The organism is Streptomyces sp. NPDC046122, assembly GCF_056429965.1.
In genome coordinates this window covers 294,343-310,298 of record NZ_JBWKLQ010000003.1, presented here as the reverse complement: position 1 = coordinate 310,298, position 15,956 = coordinate 294,343, and the positions used below count along the sequence as shown (strand labels likewise).

General features: G+C 73.8%; 15 protein-coding genes. 4 read left to right on the top strand and 11 right to left on the bottom strand.

Annotation, left to right across the window (positions count from 1 at the left end; translation table 11 throughout):
* Positions 1-48: 48 nt before the first annotated feature.
* The 7 genes from AC07FK_RS10710 to AC07FK_RS10680 all read right to left on the bottom strand — a co-directional run bounded on the left by AC07FK_RS10710 (position 49) and on the right by AC07FK_RS10680 (position 7,910).
* Entirely contained in the window at positions 49-1,311 is a 1,263-nt protein-coding gene (locus AC07FK_RS10710; RefSeq protein ID WP_479104418.1) for a glycosyltransferase, read from the bottom strand.
* Positions 1,308-2,273: a glycosyltransferase gene (locus tag AC07FK_RS10705; RefSeq protein ID WP_479104417.1), complete on the bottom strand. Its 966-nt coding sequence runs from the start codon at positions 2,271-2,273 to the stop codon at positions 1,308-1,310. The genes AC07FK_RS10710 and AC07FK_RS10705 overlap by 4 nt, the downstream gene beginning before the upstream one ends.
* Positions 2,270-3,352: a glycosyltransferase family 9 protein gene (locus AC07FK_RS10700; protein ID WP_479104415.1), complete on the bottom strand. Its 1,083-nt coding sequence runs from the start codon at positions 3,350-3,352 to the stop codon at positions 2,270-2,272. Before AC07FK_RS10700 ends, AC07FK_RS10705 begins: the two co-directional genes overlap by 4 nt.
* Positions 3,349-4,128 (bottom strand): D-glycero-alpha-D-manno-heptose-1,7-bisphosphate 7-phosphatase, encoded by a 780-nt coding sequence (locus tag AC07FK_RS10695; protein ID WP_479104413.1) that lies wholly within the window; start codon positions 4,126-4,128, stop codon positions 3,349-3,351. Before AC07FK_RS10695 ends, AC07FK_RS10700 begins: the two co-directional genes overlap by 4 nt.
* Positions 4,125-5,198: a glycosyltransferase family 2 protein gene (locus AC07FK_RS10690; protein WP_479104411.1), complete on the bottom strand. Its 1,074-nt coding sequence runs from the start codon at positions 5,196-5,198 to the stop codon at positions 4,125-4,127. Before AC07FK_RS10690 ends, AC07FK_RS10695 begins: the two co-directional genes overlap by 4 nt.
* Positions 5,195-6,868: a carbamoyltransferase family protein gene (locus tag AC07FK_RS10685; protein WP_479104409.1), complete on the bottom strand. Its 1,674-nt coding sequence runs from the start codon at positions 6,866-6,868 to the stop codon at positions 5,195-5,197. The genes AC07FK_RS10690 and AC07FK_RS10685 overlap by 4 nt, the downstream gene beginning before the upstream one ends.
* Positions 6,869-6,947: 79 nt before the next feature.
* On the bottom strand, positions 6,948-7,910 hold the full coding sequence (locus AC07FK_RS10680; RefSeq protein WP_479104407.1) for a UDP-glucuronic acid decarboxylase family protein: 963 nt from the start codon (positions 7,908-7,910) through the stop codon (positions 6,948-6,950).
* Positions 7,911-8,110: 200 nt separating this feature from the next.
* Between AC07FK_RS10680 and AC07FK_RS10675 the strand changes: the two genes are divergently transcribed.
* Both AC07FK_RS10675 and AC07FK_RS10670 read left to right on the top strand, forming a co-directional pair.
* Positions 8,111-8,557, top strand: coding sequence for a DUF6098 family protein (locus AC07FK_RS10675; RefSeq protein WP_479104405.1), 447 nt, complete (start codon positions 8,111-8,113; stop codon positions 8,555-8,557).
* Positions 8,558-8,645: 88 nt separating this feature from the next.
* Positions 8,646-8,831, top strand: a complete 186-nt coding sequence (locus AC07FK_RS10670) for a DUF2795 domain-containing protein (RefSeq protein ID WP_479104403.1) — start codon at positions 8,646-8,648, stop codon at positions 8,829-8,831.
* A gap of 49 nt (positions 8,832-8,880) precedes the next feature.
* Here AC07FK_RS10670 and AC07FK_RS10665 read toward each other — a convergent pair whose 3' ends face one another.
* The gene (locus tag AC07FK_RS10665) at positions 8,881-9,405 is read right to left on the bottom strand and encodes a hypothetical protein (RefSeq protein ID WP_479104401.1); all 525 of its coding nucleotides are present in this window, start codon (positions 9,403-9,405) and stop codon (positions 8,881-8,883) included.
* A 128-nt stretch (positions 9,406-9,533) separates the two neighbouring features.
* Here AC07FK_RS10665 and AC07FK_RS10660 point away from each other — a divergent pair, with 128 nt between their 5' ends.
* On the top strand, positions 9,534-10,097 hold the full coding sequence (locus AC07FK_RS10660; protein WP_479104400.1) for a hemerythrin domain-containing protein: 564 nt from the start codon (positions 9,534-9,536) through the stop codon (positions 10,095-10,097).
* A 91-nt stretch (positions 10,098-10,188) separates the two neighbouring features.
* Here AC07FK_RS10660 and AC07FK_RS10655 read toward each other — a convergent pair whose 3' ends face one another.
* Complete coding sequence (locus AC07FK_RS10655; protein WP_453405256.1) at positions 10,189-10,605, bottom strand: CBS domain-containing protein; 417 nt, start codon at positions 10,603-10,605, stop codon at positions 10,189-10,191.
* 294 nt (positions 10,606-10,899) lie between these two features.
* Between AC07FK_RS10655 and AC07FK_RS10650 the strand changes: the two genes are divergently transcribed.
* Complete coding sequence (locus tag AC07FK_RS10650) at positions 10,900-11,880, top strand: TIGR03557 family F420-dependent LLM class oxidoreductase (protein WP_479104955.1); 981 nt, start codon at positions 10,900-10,902, stop codon at positions 11,878-11,880.
* Positions 11,881-11,976: 96 nt separating this feature from the next.
* Here the strand turns inward: AC07FK_RS10650 and AC07FK_RS10645 are convergent, their stop codons facing one another.
* Together AC07FK_RS10645 and pgm are read right to left on the bottom strand one after the other, a co-directional pair.
* Positions 11,977-14,196 (bottom strand): NADP-dependent isocitrate dehydrogenase, encoded by a 2,220-nt coding sequence (locus AC07FK_RS10645; protein WP_479104398.1) that lies wholly within the window; start codon positions 14,194-14,196, stop codon positions 11,977-11,979.
* Between the two features lie 78 nt (positions 14,197-14,274).
* Positions 14,275-15,915 (bottom strand): phosphoglucomutase (alpha-D-glucose-1,6-bisphosphate-dependent), encoded by a 1,641-nt coding sequence (gene pgm, locus AC07FK_RS10640; RefSeq protein ID WP_479104396.1) that lies wholly within the window; start codon positions 15,913-15,915, stop codon positions 14,275-14,277.
* Between the last annotated feature and the right edge of the window lie 41 nt (positions 15,916-15,956).

Sequence of the window (15,956 nt, the reverse complement as noted above, 5' to 3'; positions counted from 1 at the left end):
ATGACGGTCGGATACGCGACGGTCGCTGTGCGCCGGTGGGCTCACGGGTCAGACGGCCCCCGTCACGGCGGGCAGCGTCGCGAGCACCTCGCCGTACACGGACTCGGTGGACGCCGCGACGCGCGGCCAGCCGTAGCGGCTCAGCACCCGGCGGCGGCCCGCCTCCCCGCACGCCTCCCGCAGCGCGGGGTCGTCGAGCAGTTCTCCGACCGCGCGGGCGAGGGCCTCGGGGTCGCCGGGCGGCACCAGCCGGCCGGTGGCGGGGTCGCAGACAGTGTCGAGCTGCCCGCCGACGCCGCTGGCGACGACCGGCCTGCCGCAGGCCATCGCCTCCAGCGGCACGATGCCGAACGGCTCGTAGTCGCCGGGGCACAGCACCACGTCGGCGGTCCGCAGCAGCGGCGCGACCTTGTCGCCGGGCACCCCGCCGGTGAAGCGGACACGGTCGGCGACTCCGGCCTCGCGGGCGAGGGCGCGCAGCCGGCGTACCTCGGGGTCGTCGTCGAGCCGGTCCGCCGGCGGTCCGCCGACGACCAGGAGCTCGGTGCCGGGCAGGCTGCTCAGCGCGGCGATGGAGATCCCGGCGCCCTTGCGGGGCACCAGGCGGCCGAGCTGGATCAGCCGGTGCCGGTACGCCCCGTCGCGGTCGGCGACCGGTCCGCACGGGGTGAACTCGGCGGTGTCGACGCCGCACGGGACGACGCCGACCTTGTCGGCGGGGATGCCCATCCGGCCCAGCTCGGCGACCTCGTCGTGGCAGGTGGCGATGATGCGGTCGCAGCCGAGGCCCACCTCCCGTTCGCACGCGATCCGCGCGGGCGGGCTGGTGTCGGCGCGCCTCTGGTGCCGGCGCTTCACCGTTCCGAGCGCGTGGAAGGTGTGCACGAGCGGCAGCCGCAGTTCGCGTGTGGCGTGGAGCGCGGCGAGGCCCGACATCCAGAAGTGCGAGTGGACGAGGTCCGGGGGCCGGATCTGCCATTCGCGGGCCAGGTAGCGGCCGAAGGAGAGCATGTGGGGCAGCAGTTCGTCCTTGGGGATCTGTTCCGGCGGGCCGGCGGGCACGTGGTGCACCTCGACGCCCGCTCGCAGTGGCACCCTGTCCGGCAGGTCCCGCGCGTCCCGCCGGGTGAAGACGGTGACGCTGTGACCTCGGTCGGCGAGTGCGCCCGCAAGGCGCGCGACATGGACGTTCTGGCCGCCGGCGTCCACTCCGCCGAGGACCGCGAGGGGGCTGGCGTGCTCCGATACGAGCGCGATCGACAAGGCGCCGGCCTGGCCGACGCCCGCGCCGAGGGGGGCGAGGGATGTCATGAACGCACCTCCGTCATCACGCGCTCCCAGTCACCCAGGAAGCGCTTGAGCCCGTACCGTTCGAGTACGGCCTGGCGGCCGCGCGCGCCGTCCTCGGCCGCGGCCTCCGGTTCCTCCAGGTAGTGCCGGGCCGCGCGTGCGAGCACCTCGGGCCGGGTGGACAGCGTTCCGGCGCCGGGCGGGACCGCCTCGACCGCCTCGGTGGTGGCGAGTGCCACGACGGGCATGCCAAGGTGCATGGCCTCCAGCAGCGACAGCCCGAGCGACGTCCAGCGCACCGGGTGCACGTACAGGCGGCGTTCGGCGAGGGCGGCGTGCAGGTCGCTCTGCGGAAGGTCGGCGGTGTGGCACCGGTCGTCGGATATGCCGAGGTGTGCGGCCAGGCCCTCGGTGCGCATGCCGAAGACGTCCAGCGGCGTCGCCTCGGACAGGGCCGGCAGCAGGTCCGTCCCGGTGTAACGGCCGCGTCGGACCGGGTCGTTGACGACGACGGCGGCGCGCGGGAGCCAGCCGGTGTACTGGTGCCCGGGGTCGACGATGCCGTGCTCGATCACCTCGGTGCGCGTGGAGCCGTTGTCCCAGAACAGCCGGTTGAAGTGGGTGACGTGGACGAGCGTGAGGTCGTCGCGGTCCGCGAACGGGTGCCGGGTATTCGGAACGTCGCCGTCCGGGGCGTTGTGCTCCAGGTACACGGCGGGTACGTCACGGCCCGGGCGGCGCCCGCCCAGCCAGCGTTCGGCGAGTTCCAGCTCGTGCGGCCGCTGGAGGACGACGAGGTCGACCTGCGCGTCCCGCAGCTCCTCGGGTGTCAGCTCGCGCACGGAGTCGGGCCAGGTGAAGGTGCGGGCCCGGCCGAGGCCGTCGGGATCCCGGGCGGGGGTCACGGGAACGAGATAGGTGTGCGGTCCCTGGACGAACGCCGTGGTCCAGGAACCGTGTACGTGCCACAGCAGGATGTTCATGCGGTCGCTCCTCCTCGTTCCTTCTCGGATACGCCGCCCGGCACCGCCGGGCGGCCCGCTTCGGGCGGTGTCCCGCCGCCGAGTGCGGCCACGGCGGCGAGCACCTCCGCGTCGGCGACCCCGTCGAGGCAGGGGTGTCCCGGCGCCGGGCAGCGCCGGGCCCTGGTCCCGGCGCACGGCGCGCCCTGGTCGCCGAGCAGTACGTGGGGCACGCCGTACGGGCCCCACCGTTCGGCCGGCACGACCGGCGCGAACAGGGAGGCCACGGGCGTGCCGACGGCGGCGGCCAGGTGGGCGGGGCCGGTGTTGCCGACCACCGCGACGCGGGCTCCGGCGAGCACCCCGGCCAGCTGGTGCAGGTCGGTGACCCCGCCGAGGTCGAGGGCGTGCCGCCCCGCCACTTCGGCGGTCAGGTCCTTCTCCGCGCGGCCGCCGGTCACCACGACGCGGTGGCCCGCGGCGGAGAGGGCGGCGGCGGCCCGTGCGGCCCGCGCGGCGCTCCAGGCGCGGGCCGGGACGGCGGCGCCGGGGTGGAGCACGACGTACGGGCCGGGTCCGGTCAGGTGGGCGGTGGGCGGCGGGGGGCTGATGCGCAGGGTCCCGTCGTCGCCGGGCGGCAGGGGGAAGCCGGCGTCCCGCGCCAGGTCGAGGGCGGCCTCGGCCTCGTGGCGGTGGGGCAGCCGGTGGTGCCTCAGGTCGAGGAGCGCGCCGGGGTAGTCCTCGCTGTCGGCGGCGATCCGGCCCACGCCCGCGAGTTTCAGCAGCAGGGCGGCCGGGAGGGGGCTCTGGTGGTACGAGACGAGCACGAGGGCGCGGTCGAAGCGGCGGGCCGTCAGCTCCTCCAGCAGCGCGCCGGTGTCCTCGCGCGTCACGGGCGCGGGATCCAGCCCGACCCAGGGCGCGTCGTACACCAGCACCTCGTCGACGCCCGGGAGCAGCCCCGCCGCCTGTACGCCCAGCGGCCCGCAGAGCAGGGCGGTGTACGAGGATCCGGCCGCGACGGCCCGGACGGCCGGTCCGGCGAGCAGCACGTCGCCGGCGCTGTCCAGGCGGACGACCAGCGTTCGGGGCGCGGTCATCGCGGGCCTCCCGTCCGGCCGGCCGCGTCGGTGGCCAGTACGAGCCGCACGGCCGCCGGCAGGTCGGCGGCCGTCTCGGCGGCCGCGGCGGTCTCCTCGGGACGGGTGACGGGGGTCGGCACCAGCACGCCGCGCGCGCCGGCGGCGGCGGCCGCGCCCATGTCGGCCCCGATGTCCCCGACGACGACCGCGCGCGCGGGGGACACGCCGAGCCGGGCGCAGGCGGCCAGCACCAGGCCGGGCGCGGGCTTGCGGCAGCCGCAGCCGTCCTCAGGCCCGTGCGGGCAGACCGCCCAGACCGCGAACGGCCCGAGGAGCGCCTCCACCCGCTGCCGCACGGCTTCCACCTGACGCCTGGTCAGCAGTCCGCGGGCGACCCCCGACTGGTTGCTCACCACGCCCACCGGGATCCCGAGCGCCCGCACGGCGTCGACGGCCTCCCGCGCCGACGGCATGAGCTCCACCCGGGCCGGGTCCCCGTTGTACGGCACGTCGACGACGAGCGTGCCGTCCCGGTCGAAGAGCACCGCCTCGAGAAGCCCGCCGCCCTCGCCTCCCGGCAGCGGCGGACGCGGGGGCCCGGCGGCGGGAGCCGCCGCGCGATCGGAGCCCGGCGCGGCCCGGGGGGCGTCGCCGGGGCCGTCCGCGCGCGGATCCGGGAGCCCGCCGGCGCCGGGCCGGCCCGGCGCGGGGCGCCGGCCGGCGGACGGCGGGCCGTCGAACAGCCAGGGGCCGCTCGCGGGTTCCGGCGGAGCCGCCGTGGGGTGGCGGGTCACGGCCCCACCCGTACCTGTACCGGCTCGCGCGGGGCGCGCGGCGGGGCCGCCGCCTCGTGGGGGCCGAGCGGCAGGGCCCGGTGGTACTTGGCGTGGCCGCGCAGCCAGTGCCAGGTGGCGGCCGGCGGGATGAGGAGGCTGGTCAGGACCATCGTGGCGACCTCGTCGCGGGTGCGCGGCCCCGGTGCGATCCGGGCCCGGGCGAACTCCGCCGTACCGGCCAGCCACCCGGCGGCGCACAGGGCGGCCGCGCCCCGCCGTCCGGCGACGGCGCAGGACAGGGCCGTCAGCGCGGCGCCCGTCACCGCGAGGTGGCGGGGCAGGCGCCCCCGCGGCGCGTCCGCGCGCGTCCACCAGTCGCGGCCGTGCCGCCGGTTCATCAGGACGTCGTCGGCGTTGCCCCGCTGGAGGCGTACGGAGATCATGCGGTCGGCACGGCGGACCGGGTGGACCGTGGTGCGCTTTCCCGCGTCCACCGTCCAGCCCGCCGCCAGGACCCGCAGGGCGAGGTCCGCGTCCTCGCGGAAGGCCCTGCGGAACCGTTCGTCGAAGCCGCCGACGGCTTCGAGCGCCTCCCTGCGGTACGCCATGTCCGCGGTGATCCACCGCGCCGTGGCCAGCCCCGCCGTGTTGCGTTCCCAGTCGGTGGGCCGGCGGTCCGGCGGCAGCGGGACCTCGATGCGCGCGGTGACCGCGGCCGTCCGGTACGTCGCCGCCGCCAAATCCGCCGCGAGGTCCTCGGCCCACGTCGGGCCCGGCACGACGTCGTCGTCCAGGAAGACCGCCCACGGCACGGGTCCAGCCTCGCGCCAGCCCCTGTTGCGCGCCGCCGCCGGCCCGCGCGCCCGGCCGGCCACCACGGTGGTGACGGGCCGCAGCGCCTCGGGGACGACGACCGGCAGGGGCAGGCCGCCGGTCTCGCGGCGGTCGTCGACCAGGACCACCTGCGCGGGCTTCGGGCCCGTCCCGGCGGCGAGGGCCCGCAGGCACGCGTTCAGGCTGCGGCGTCCGATCGTCGGGATCACCACCGCGTACGCCGTGGCCGCCGTCTCCTCTCCGTACGCCGTCATCGCACCGCCCCGTCGTCGTACGTGTCCGACGAGTGGAAGAACTCGCCGCGCCGGATCGCGTACGGGCCGATGGCCAGGAGGTCCACCGGCGAGGAGCCGAAGCACTCCAGCGCGTCGCGCGGGTCGTCGACCATGGGCCTGCCCGCCGTGTTGAGGCTGGTGTTGACGACCACGGGCAGACCGGTGAGCCGTTCGAACTCGCCGAGCATCCGGGCGACCAGCGGCTCGGTCGCCGGGTCCACGGTCTGGATGCGGGCGGTGCCGTCCACGTGCACGACGGCCGGGATGCGCCCGCGCCACTCCTGCACCACGTCGTGGACGAACAGCATGTACGGGCTCGGCACGGGGCCGTCGAAGATCTCGGCGGCGCGGTCGGCCAGCACCATGGGGGCGACCGGCCGGAACTGCTCGCGCCCCTTGACGTCGTTCAGCCGCTCCAGGTTGCCCGCGTGGCCGGGGTGGGCCAGCAGCGAACGGTGGCCCAGCGCCCTGGGGCCGTACTCCGAGCGGCCCTGGAACCAGGCGACGATCGCGTTGTCCGCGAGGGCCCGGGCCACGGTCGCGGCGATGTCCGGCGGCCGGTCGAACGGCACTGCCGCCGTCTTCAGCCAGGCCAGGAGTTCCGCGTCCGACCAGTCCCGGCCGAGGTCCGCGCCGGCCATCGGCTCCGGGTCGTCCCCGGCGCCGGCGGCGAGCAGCAGGGCGCTGCCCAGCGCGGTGCCGGCGTCGCCGGCGGCGGGCTGCACCCACACGCGGGAGAAGGGGCCCTCGCGGGCGATCCGGGAGTTGGCGACGCAGTTGAGCGCGACGCCGCCGGCGAGGGTCAGCAGGCTGTCGTGCGTCTTGCCGTGCAGCCAGCGCACGAGGTCCAGCAGGGTCTCCTCCAGGACGGCCTGCGCGCTGGCCGCGACGTCCGCGTGGTCCTGCGTCCACGCCTCGTCGGCGCCGCGCGGCGCGCACAGTTCGCTCCAGGGGACCCCGGTGGCGTGGAAGCCGCCGTCGCCGGTGGGATACACGTAGCGGCGCAGCTCGGGCAGCATGCGCGGGGTGCCGTGCGAGGCGAGCGCCATGACCTTGAACTCGTCGGAGGAGCGCAGGAAGCCGAGGTGCTCGGTCAGCTCCTCGTAGACCAGTCCGAGCGAGTGCGGCAGGTCCTGCGCGTGCAGCGCCTCCAGGCGCCCCTTGATCCGGCGGGCCGCGAGGTGGGAGGCGCGCTCCCCCCGGCCGTCGAGGACCAGCACCGACGACGTCTGCGCGTCCGAGGCGGCGAACGCGCTCGACGCGGCGTGTGCCATGTGGTGCGGTACGAACCGGACGACGGCGGGGTCGAGACCGGGCAGGGCGGCCTTGAGGAACGCCGGGGCCTGCCGGGCGTACGTCAGCCGCAGGTGGTCCCAGGGGTCGTCCAGGCCCATCGCCTCGGCGGCCCTGGCGAGTTCCGGGTCGAAGGAGTAGGCCACCGCGTCGAGGTCCTGCGGGCGCAGGTTCGCGCGCTTCAGGCACCAGGCGGCGGCCTGCTCCGGCAGTTCCCAGGCGGAGAAGGGCACCGGTCGTTTGCCGTGCTTGCGCCGGGAGAACCGCTCCTCCTCCGCCGCGGCTACGGTCCGGCCGTCGATGACCAGGGCGGCGGCGGGGTCGTGGAAGAGAGCGTTGATTCCGAGGATGCGCATGGGGGTCCCAGGCCTTTCGGCGAATCGGGGCGAAGGCGGGCCGCGCCGGGGCGCGCGGCGGGGAGGGCGTTCGGCCGGATCAGCTGTCCGGGTGGGCGCGGTACCAGGCGATGGTGCGTCGCAGCCCTTCTTCGGCGGGAACCCGCGGCTCCCATTCGAGCTTGTCGTGGGCCAGGGTGATGTCCGGGCAGCGCACGGCGGGGTCGTCCGTCGGCCGTTCGATGAAGGAGATCTCGGAGCGGGATCCGGTGAGCTCGATGACGAGCCGCGCCAGTTCGAGCATGGTGATCTCGGTGGGGTTGCCGATGTTGACGGGGCCGCGCATGCCGTGGGCCGCCGCCGCGAGGATGCCGCGCACGGTGTCGTCGACGTAGCACAGCGACCGGGTCTGCAGTCCGTCACCGGTGACGGTGAGCGGCTCGCCGGCGAGCGCCTGGCGGATGAACGTCGGCACGGCGCGGCCGTCGTAGCCGCGCATGCGGGGCCCGTAGGTGTTGAACAGCCGCACGATGCCGGTGTCGGTGCCCTGGGCGTCGGCCTCGGCGGTGGTCAGGGCCTCGCCGAACCGCTTGGCCTCGTCGTACACGCTGCGCGGGCCGACCGGGTTGACGTTGCCCCAGTACCGCTCGTTCTGCGGGTGCTGCTGGGGGTCGCCGTAGACCTCGGACGTGGAGGCGAGCAGGAAGCGGGCTCCGGCGCGGTGCGCGAGGGCCAGGGCGTTGCGGGTGCCGAGGCTGCCGACCTCCATGGTGTGCAGCGGCAGCCGCAGGTAGTCGGCGGGCGAGGCGGGGGAAGCGAAGTGCAGGACCAGGTCGGGCTGCCGGGCGACGTCGAACGGTTCCGAGACGTTCTGCTCGACCAGCGTGAAGCCGGGTCGGTCGAGCAGCTCGGATATGTTCTCGGGCCGGCCGGTGCTGAAGTCGTCCACACAGGTGACTGCCGCGCCCGCGTCCAGCAGTGCGGTGCACAGATGCGAACCGACGAAACCGGCACCGCCGGTGACGACGGCGTGTTCCCAGTCGCGCGAGAAAGCGGCGTTCATTTCGATCTCCTCCGACCCGAGGGGCTGAACCTCCGATCAGCGTCGGCCCTCGTGGGGCGGACGGCGCGGTGATGTAGTGCAGCCGGGTGAGCCACGGAACGTGAGGAGCGCGGAGGCGGGCGCCCGTTTCCCCGCCGCCCACGGGAGTGCCCGCGCTTCTCTGCCGTGACAAGCGCGCGTGGTGAGGAATGTGTACGGACATGAGCACTCCGGAGGATCTGCCCCTGCTGCGCACCCTCGACGACCTGGCCCGACTCGTCGAGCGCGGCGATCACCTGTACGTGCGCTGGTCGCGCGGCCCCGCGGCGGACCTGCCGTCGGTGTCCAGCAGGGACGAACTGACGGGCGTGCCCATGCCGGGCCTGAGCGCGAACCCGCTCGACGTGGAGGCGTGGTGGGAGGACCGGCCGGTGCACGTGTGGGTGGCCCGCCGGCTCCACGACTACTCGCACCTGCCGCGCGAGAAGGGCCCGGACGTGCACCCCTGGGTGCTGCGCGGGCGTGAGAGGGGCCGCGGTCCGGACAACGAGCCGCTGGTCGGGGACGTGGAGCCGGTCGGCCGGATCGACCGCCGGGTGATCGAGGAGGCCGCCGCGGAGGTCGCCCGGCAGGAGGGCGTCTGGGGCCCGCTGCGGCGCCGGGACTGACGGGCGGCCCCCGGCGGCTGTGCTCCATAGCGGTGACAGGACCGGTGGGAGGCATGCGTGCCCGGCGGGGCGTGGCATGTATCGGCCCATGAAGGTGAACCCGATCGAAATGCAGAAGTCCCTCGGCGGCGTCAGCTACCCCGCCTCGAAGGAGCAGATCCTCGAGAAGGCGGAGAAGAACGGTGCCGGCCGCGAGGTCAAGGAGGCCCTCAAGTCCCTGCCGGAGAAGGAGTACGACTCCCCCGCTGCGATCAACAAGGAAGTCGGCAAGTAGACCGCCCCCACCGGGCCGGCGTGCCCGCCGGTCCGCGTCGGCCCGGGTCTCAGGCGATCAGCGCCGGCCCGGGCTTCAGGCGGTCGAGGAGCAGGCCGTGGTGGAGGTCGGCCACGGGCGCGAGCAGGTCGGGGTGGCGCAGCAGCACCGCGGCCCGCCGGTCGCGGGCGCCGGGGGTGAGCAGGCGCCGGAACCCGACCGGCGTACCGGACGTGTGCGGTGACTGTGCGAGCGCGCTCACCGCGGCCTCGGCCAGCGCGGGGGCGCCGAGCAGGCACGCCGCCCAGCTCGCCACGATTTCGTCGACCCAGGTGCGCCACGCGTACGAGTCGGGGTCGTCACCGGCGCCTTCGGACCCGGTGACCCAGTCGAGCCGGTCCGATCCCCCGGGGCCGGCCACCGCGACGAGCGCGGCGTCCATCGGGGTCGGATAGCGCAGCCACGCGGCGACCGTCACCGCCTGCCGGGCCTGCGCCTCGCAGAGAGCGGAGTCCATCGCGCCGCCGCCCGACGGGTAGGCGCGGGTGAGCCACTGCGCGGTCGCCGCTATCAGCGGGGAGAGATCTGCGGGCATGTCCGGGCCGTCCGAATACGTCGGGTTCGAAGACCGGAACGCTACCCCCCGCTTTCCGGCGGGGAAAGGGCACGGGTCACGACGAGGCCGTGGCCCGGGTCACACCAAACACAGCGAGGAGCGACACCATGGGACACGGCGGAGACGTCATCACGGAACTGACCACGGACCATCAGGAGGTGGAGGAGCTGTTCACCAACATCGAGGAGCTTCCGGCCGGCGACAGCCAACGGAAGGTGTACGCGGACCAGGCGACGATGGAACTGGTCCGCCACTCGGTCGCGGAGGAGGCGTACCTCTACCCGGCGGTCCGCGAGCACGTCCCGGGCGGTGACGCGCTGGCCGACAAGGAGCTGGAGGACCACGCCGAGGCCGAGCGGACCATGAAGGACCTGGAGAACTACGAGGCGGACGATCCGCAGTTCGACATGCTGGTGGGCAAGCTGATGACGGAGATCAGGACGCACGTCCTGGACGAGGAGAACAACCTCTTCCCCCGGCTCCGCGAGGCGTGCACGCCCGAGATGCTGAACGAGCTGGGCGAGAAGGTGCGGCAGGCCAAGAAGACGGCGCCGACTCGTCCGCACCCCTCCGCTCCCGACAAGCCGCCGGCGAACAAGCTGCTGGCTCCGGGGGCGGGACTCGTGGACCGGATGCGCGACGCCCTGTCGGGCCGGGGCAAGCAGTCCTGAGACCGCGCCGTGCGGGCCGCACACGACCGGGCCGGACGCGAGGCGACGCGTCCGGCCCGGTCGTGTGCGGGCCCGTGCGGGCGGCCGCCGGTCAGTCCGTGGACAGCGCCTGGAGGAGGTCGCCCACCTGCGGGTCGGGAAGCGCGCGGGCGACGTCGGCCTGCGCGACGATGCCGACCAGGTCGTGCCCGTCGATGACGGGCAGCCGGCGGACCTTGTGCGAGGTCATGGTCCGCAGGATCTCGTCGGCGTCGTCGTCGGCGCCGATGGTCACCGCCTCGCCCTGCGCGAGTTCGCCTGCGTTGGTCTGCGCGGGGTCCTTGCCGGCGCCCAGGACCTTCACGACGATGTCGCGGTCGGTCAGCATGCCCTTGAGCTTGTTGTCGGTGCCGCAGATGGGCAGGGCGCCCACGCCCAGTTCCGTCATCTTCCGGGCGGCGACCAGCACCGTCTCGTCCGCTCCGATGCACTCGGTGCCGGGGGTCATGATCTCTCTGGCTGTTGTCACGTCTCGTCTTCCCATCCTCGTGCCTCATGGCGAAGAGAGCCGCCCGGGGCTTCGCCACCCCGGGCCGGCTCCCTCCCACTTCCTACGCCCGCCCGGGGACGGCGGCCAACGCGCCACGGCGTCACCGGACCGGCGTCATCCGATTGCCCGGCCGCCGCCGGGCCGCGCTCCGCTTCCCGGGAGAGGACCGACCGGGTGAAAGCCGGGGCGCACCCCCGACGGAGGGGGTACCTCTGCGCGGACGACCGGTTGGTGCGCGAGGACAGCGCGAGGACACGTGAGGAAGGGGAGCAGATGCAGATCGGCTACAAGCTCGCCGCCGAGGCCTTCGGCCCGGCGGAGCTGGTGCGGCAGGCGGTGCTGGCGGAGCAGGCGGGTTTCGACTTCGTCGAGATCAGCGACCACTACCATCCCTGGCTCGACAACCAGGGCCATTCGCCGTTCGCCTGGAGCGTCCTGGGAAGCATCGCGGCGAAGACCTCGCGAATCGGCCTGGCGACCGGTGTGACGTGCCCGACCGTGCGCTACCACCCGGCGATCGTCGCGCAGGCCGCGGCGACGCTCGCCCTGCTGTCGGACGGGCGGTTCGTCCTCGGCGTCGGCTCCGGCGAGCGGCTCAACGAGCACGTCGTCGGCGTGGGGTTCCCCGACGCCGTCAGCACGCGCCACGAGATGCTCCGCGAGGCCCTGGAGATCATCCGGCTGCTGTGGCGCGGCGGCTACCAGTCGTACGACGGCAAGCACCTGCGGCTGGCGGACGCCCGGGTGTTCGACCTGCCCGAGGAACTGCCGCTGATCGCGGTGGCGGCGAGCGGCCCGGCATCGACGCGGATCGCCGCGGAGCTCGGCGACGGCCTGTTCGCCACCGAGGACAAGCCGGACATCGTGCGGCAGTACCGCGAGGCGGGCGGCGACGGCCCGCGCTACGCGGAGGTCCCGATGGCCTGGGCGGCCGACGAGCGCACCGCCGCCAAGGCCGCACTGGAGACCTCGCGCTGGGCGGTGACCGGGTGGAAGGTCATGAGCGAGCTGCCCAACCCGGTCAACTTCGACGCGGCGACCACGACGGTGCGGGAGGAGGACATCCTCCAGAAGTTCGCCTGCGGCACGGATCCGGCCCGGTACGTCGAGGTGGCGCAGCCGTTCGTCGACGCGGGCTTCGACCGGCTGGTCATGCAGAACGCGGGCCCCGACCCGGACGGTTTCATGGACTTCTTCCAGCGGGAACTGGCTGGCCGCGTACGCGAGTTGACGCCGGGCGACACCCAGGTCTGAGGCCGGTGGACACGGGTCCGCCCCGGCCCGCGCGAAGGCGGACCGGGGCGGCCCGTACGCCGGGGCGTACGGCGGGACGCGTCAGGCGCTACCGCGTCAGCCGAGCGTCGCGACGGCCTCGTTGAACGTCGCCGACGGACGCATGACGGCCGCGGCCTTCGCGGCGTCGGGACGGTAGTAGCCGCCGATGTCGGCCGGCGAGCCCTGCACCGCGATCAGCTCGCCGACGATGGTCTGCTCCTGCTCGGCCAGCGTCTTGGCGAGCGGCGCGAACGCCTCCGCGAGCTTGGCGTCTGCGGTCTGCCGCGCCAGCTCCTGGGCCCAGTACAGCGCCAGGTAGAAGTGGCTGCCGCGGTTGTCGATGCCGCCGAGGCGACGGCTCGGCGACTTGTCCTCCTCCAGGAAGGTCGCGGTCGCGCGGTCGAGGGTGTCGGCGAGCACCTGGGCGCGCGCGTTGTCCGTCGTCTGCGCGAGGTGCTCGAAGCTCACCGCGAGGGCGAGGAACTCACCCAGGCTGTCCCAGCGCAGGTAGTTCTCCTTGACGAGCTGCTGCACGTGCTTGGGCGCGGAGCCGCCGGCGCCGGTCTCGAACAGTCCGCCGCCGTTCATGAGCGGGACGACCGACAGCATCTTCGCGCTTGTGCCGAGTTCGAGGATCGGGAACAGGTCGGTCAGGTAGTCGCGCAGGACGTTGCCGGTCACCGAGATGGTGTCCTCGCCGCGGCGGATGCGCTCCAGGGAGAACGCGGTCGCCTCGACCGGGGACATGATCTCGATCTGCAGGCCCTCGGTGTCGTGCTCGGCGAGGTACGTGCGGACCTTGGCGATGAGCTGCGCGTCGTGCGCGCGGGTCTCGTCGAGCCAGAACACGGCCGGGACGCCGGTCGCGCGGGCGCGGGTGACGGCCAGCTTGACCCAGTCCTGGATCGGCAGGTCCTTGGTCTGGCACATGCGGAAGATGTCGCCCGCCCCGACGGCCTGCTCCAGGACGGCGTTGCCGGCCGCGTCGACGACCCGGACCGTGCCGGTGGCCGGGATCTCGAAGGTCTTGTCGTGGCTGCCGTACTCCTCGGCCTTCTGGGCCATGAGGCCGACGTTCGGCACCGAGCCCATCGTGGCCGGGTCGAACGCGCCGTTCGCGCGGCAGTCGTCGATGACGACCTGGTAGATGCCGGCGTAGCTGCTGTCCGGCAGGACCGCGAGGGTGTCGGCCTCCTGGCCGTCCGGGCCCCACATGTGGCCGGAGGTGCGGATCATGGCCGGCATCGAGGCGTCGACGATGACGTCGCTCGGTACGTGCAGGTTGGTGATGCCCTTGTCCGAGTCGACCATCGCGAGGGCCGGGCCCTCGGCGAGCTCGGCCTCGAAGGACGCCTTGATCTCGGCACCGGCCGGCAGCGAGTCCAGGCCCTTGAGGATGCCGCCGAGGCCGTCGTTGGGCGACAGGCCGGCGCCGGCGAGCGCCTCGCCGTACTGCGCGAAGGTCTTCGGGAAGAACGCGCGCACCACGTGGCCGAAGATGATCGGGTCGGAGACCTTCATCATCGTGGCCTTCAGGTGCACGGAGAACAGCACGCCCTCGGCCTTGGCGCGGGCCACCTGCGCGGTGAAGAACTCGCGCAGCGCCGCGACGCGCATGACGGCCGCGTCGACGACCTCGCCCGCGAGGACGGGCACCGACTCACGCAGGACGGTGGTCGTGCCGTCGTCGCCCACGAGCTCGATGCGCAGGGCGCCGGCCTCGGAGATGACGGCGGACTTCTCGGTGGAGCGGAAGTCGTCGGTGTCCATGTGCGCGACGTTGGTCTTGGAGTCGGCCGACCAGGCGCCCATGCGGTGCGGGTGCTTCTTGGCGTAGTTCTTGACCGACGCGGGGGCGCGGCGGTCGGAATTGCCCTCGCGCAGCACGGGGTTGACGGCGCTGCCCTTGACCTTGTCGTAGCGCGCGCGGACGTCCTTGTCCGCGTCGGTCTTCGGGTCGTCCGGGTAGTCCGGCAGCGCGTAGCCCTGCTCCTGGAGCTCGGCGATCGCCGCCTTCAGCTGCGGGATCGAGGCCGAGATGTTCGGAAGCTTGATGATGTTCGCACCGGGCGTCTTGGCCAGCTCGCCGAGCTCGGCGAGCGCGTCCTCGATGCGCTGGTTCTCCTGAAGGTGCTCCGGGAAGCTGGCGATGATGCGCCCCGCGAGCGAGATGTCGCGGCTCTCCACCGTGACACCGGCCGTCGAGGCGTAGGCCTCGACCACAGGCAAGAACGAATACGTCGCCAGGGCCGGGGCCTCGTCGGTGTGTGTGTAGATGATGGTCGAGTCAGTCACCGGGTGCTCCGCTCCACGTCTGCAACATTGCTTGACATCAAGATATCTCTAGACCGTACCTCTCTCGACAGGGGCCGGTCAGCCCGCCAGCGCCGTCGACACCACGGCCTTGGCCTCCTCCTGGACCCGCGCGAGGTGGTCGGGGCCGAGGAAGGACTCGGCGTAGACCTTGTAGACGTCCTCGGTGCCGGACGGGCGGGCGGCGAACCAGGCGTTCTCGGTGGTGACCTTGATCCCGCCGATGGGAGCGCCGTTCCCGGGGGCCTCGGTGAGTACGGCGGCGATCGGCTCCCCGGCCAGGGTGTCCGCGGTGACCTGCTGGGGCGAGAGGCGTGCCAGTACCGCCTTCTCCTCCCGCGTCGCCGGGGCGTCGACGCGGGCGTAGGCGGGCTCGCCGAAGCGGGCGGTGAGCGCCGCGTAGTGCTCGGAGGGCGACTTTCCGGTGACGGCGAGGATCTCCGAGGCGAGCAGGGCCAGGATGATGCCGTCCTTGTCGGTGGTCCACACCGAGCCGTCACGGCGCAGGAAGGACGCGCCGGCGGACTCCTCGCCGCCGAAGCCGAGCGCGCCCTTCGACAGCCCGTCGACGAACCACTTGAAGCCCACGGGCACTTCGACGAGTGCGCGCCCGAGGTCGGCGGCGACCCGGTCGATCATGCCGGACGACACCAGCGTCTTGCCGATCCCGGCGCCCGCGGGCCACTGGTCGCGGTGGGCGTAGAGGTAGCCGATGGCGGTGGCGAGGTAGTGGTTGGGGTTCATCAGGCCGGCGTCCGGCGTGACGATGCCGTGGCGGTCGGCGTCGGCGTCGTTGCCCGTGGCGATCTGGTAGCGGTCGCGCGCGTCGATCAGCGAGGCCATGGCGTGCGGCGAGGAGCAGTCCATACGGATCTTTCCGTCCCAGTCCAGCGTCATGAAACGCCAGGTCGGGTCGGTCCGCGGGTTGACCACGGTCAGATCCAGACGGTGCTGCTCCGCGATGCGGCCCCAGTACGCGACCGACGCCCCGCCCAGCGGATCGGCGCCGATGCGCACGCCCGCCGCGCGTACGGCGTCGAGGTCGAGGACGGAGGGCAGGTCGCTGACGTACTGGCCGAGGAAGTCGTGGCGGCCGGTGGTGGGCGCGGCGAGGGCGCTGGTGTACGGCAGCCGCCGTACGCCCTTCAGACCGTCCGCGATGATGGCGTTGGCCCGGTCCTGGATCCAGCCGGTCGCCTCGGATCCGGCCGGACCGCCGCTCGGCGGGTTGTACTTGAAGCCGCCGTCCACGGGCGGGTTGTGCGACGGGGTGACGACCACGCCGTCGGCGAGGCCGGACGTGCGCCCGCGGTTGTGGACGAGGATGGCGTGGGACACCGCCGGGGTGGGGGTGTAGCCGTCGGCCGAGTCGATGAGCACGGTCACGTCGTTGGCGGCGAAGACCTCGACGGCCGTCACCCGGGCCGGCTCGGACAGCGCGTGGGTGTCGGCGCCGAGGAACAGCGGCCCGTCGACGCCCTGTTGGCTCCGGTACTCGCAGATCGCCTGGCTGGTCGCGGCGATGTGGTCCTCGTTGAAGGCCGTGGCCAGCGAGGATCCGCGGTGCCCCGAGGTGCCGAAGGCGACCCGCTGGTCCGGCTCGCGTACGTCCGGGTGCAGGGCGTAGTACGCCGTCACCAGCCGGGCCACGTCCGTGAGATCGTCCGGTCCGGCCGGTTGTCCCGCTCGTTCGTGCGCCATCTGCCCACTCCTCCAGATCGTCGGTGCCGTCTCGGCTTCGG

Coding starts and splice junctions, on each gene's coding strand:
- AC07FK_RS10665 (WP_479104401.1), bottom strand. CDS start 9,405: ATGCCCGCAGATCTCTCCCCGCTGATAGCGGCGACCGCGCAGTGGCTC.
- AC07FK_RS10690 (WP_479104411.1), bottom strand. CDS start 5,198: ATGACGGCGTACGGAGAGGAGACGGCGGCCACGGCGTACGCGGTGGTG.
- AC07FK_RS10680 (WP_479104407.1), bottom strand. CDS start 7,910: ATGAACGCCGCTTTCTCGCGCGACTGGGAACACGCCGTCGTCACCGGC.
- AC07FK_RS10700 (WP_479104415.1), bottom strand. CDS start 3,352: ATGACCGCGCCCCGAACGCTGGTCGTCCGCCTGGACAGCGCCGGCGAC.
- AC07FK_RS10705 (WP_479104417.1), bottom strand. CDS start 2,273: ATGAACATCCTGCTGTGGCACGTACACGGTTCCTGGACCACGGCGTTC.
- AC07FK_RS10710 (WP_479104418.1), bottom strand. CDS start 1,311: ATGACATCCCTCGCCCCCCTCGGCGCGGGCGTCGGCCAGGCCGGCGCC.
- pgm (WP_479104396.1), bottom strand. CDS start 15,915: ATGGCGCACGAACGAGCGGGACAACCGGCCGGACCGGACGATCTCACG.
- AC07FK_RS10660 (WP_479104400.1), top strand. CDS start 9,534: ATGGGACACGGCGGAGACGTCATCACGGAACTGACCACGGACCATCAG.
- AC07FK_RS10650 (WP_479104955.1), top strand. CDS start 10,900: ATGCAGATCGGCTACAAGCTCGCCGCCGAGGCCTTCGGCCCGGCGGAG.
- AC07FK_RS10670 (WP_479104403.1), top strand. CDS start 8,646: ATGAAGGTGAACCCGATCGAAATGCAGAAGTCCCTCGGCGGCGTCAGC.
- AC07FK_RS10685 (WP_479104409.1), bottom strand. CDS start 6,868: ATGCGCATCCTCGGAATCAACGCTCTCTTCCACGACCCCGCCGCCGCC.
- AC07FK_RS10675 (WP_479104405.1), top strand. CDS start 8,111: ATGAGCACTCCGGAGGATCTGCCCCTGCTGCGCACCCTCGACGACCTG.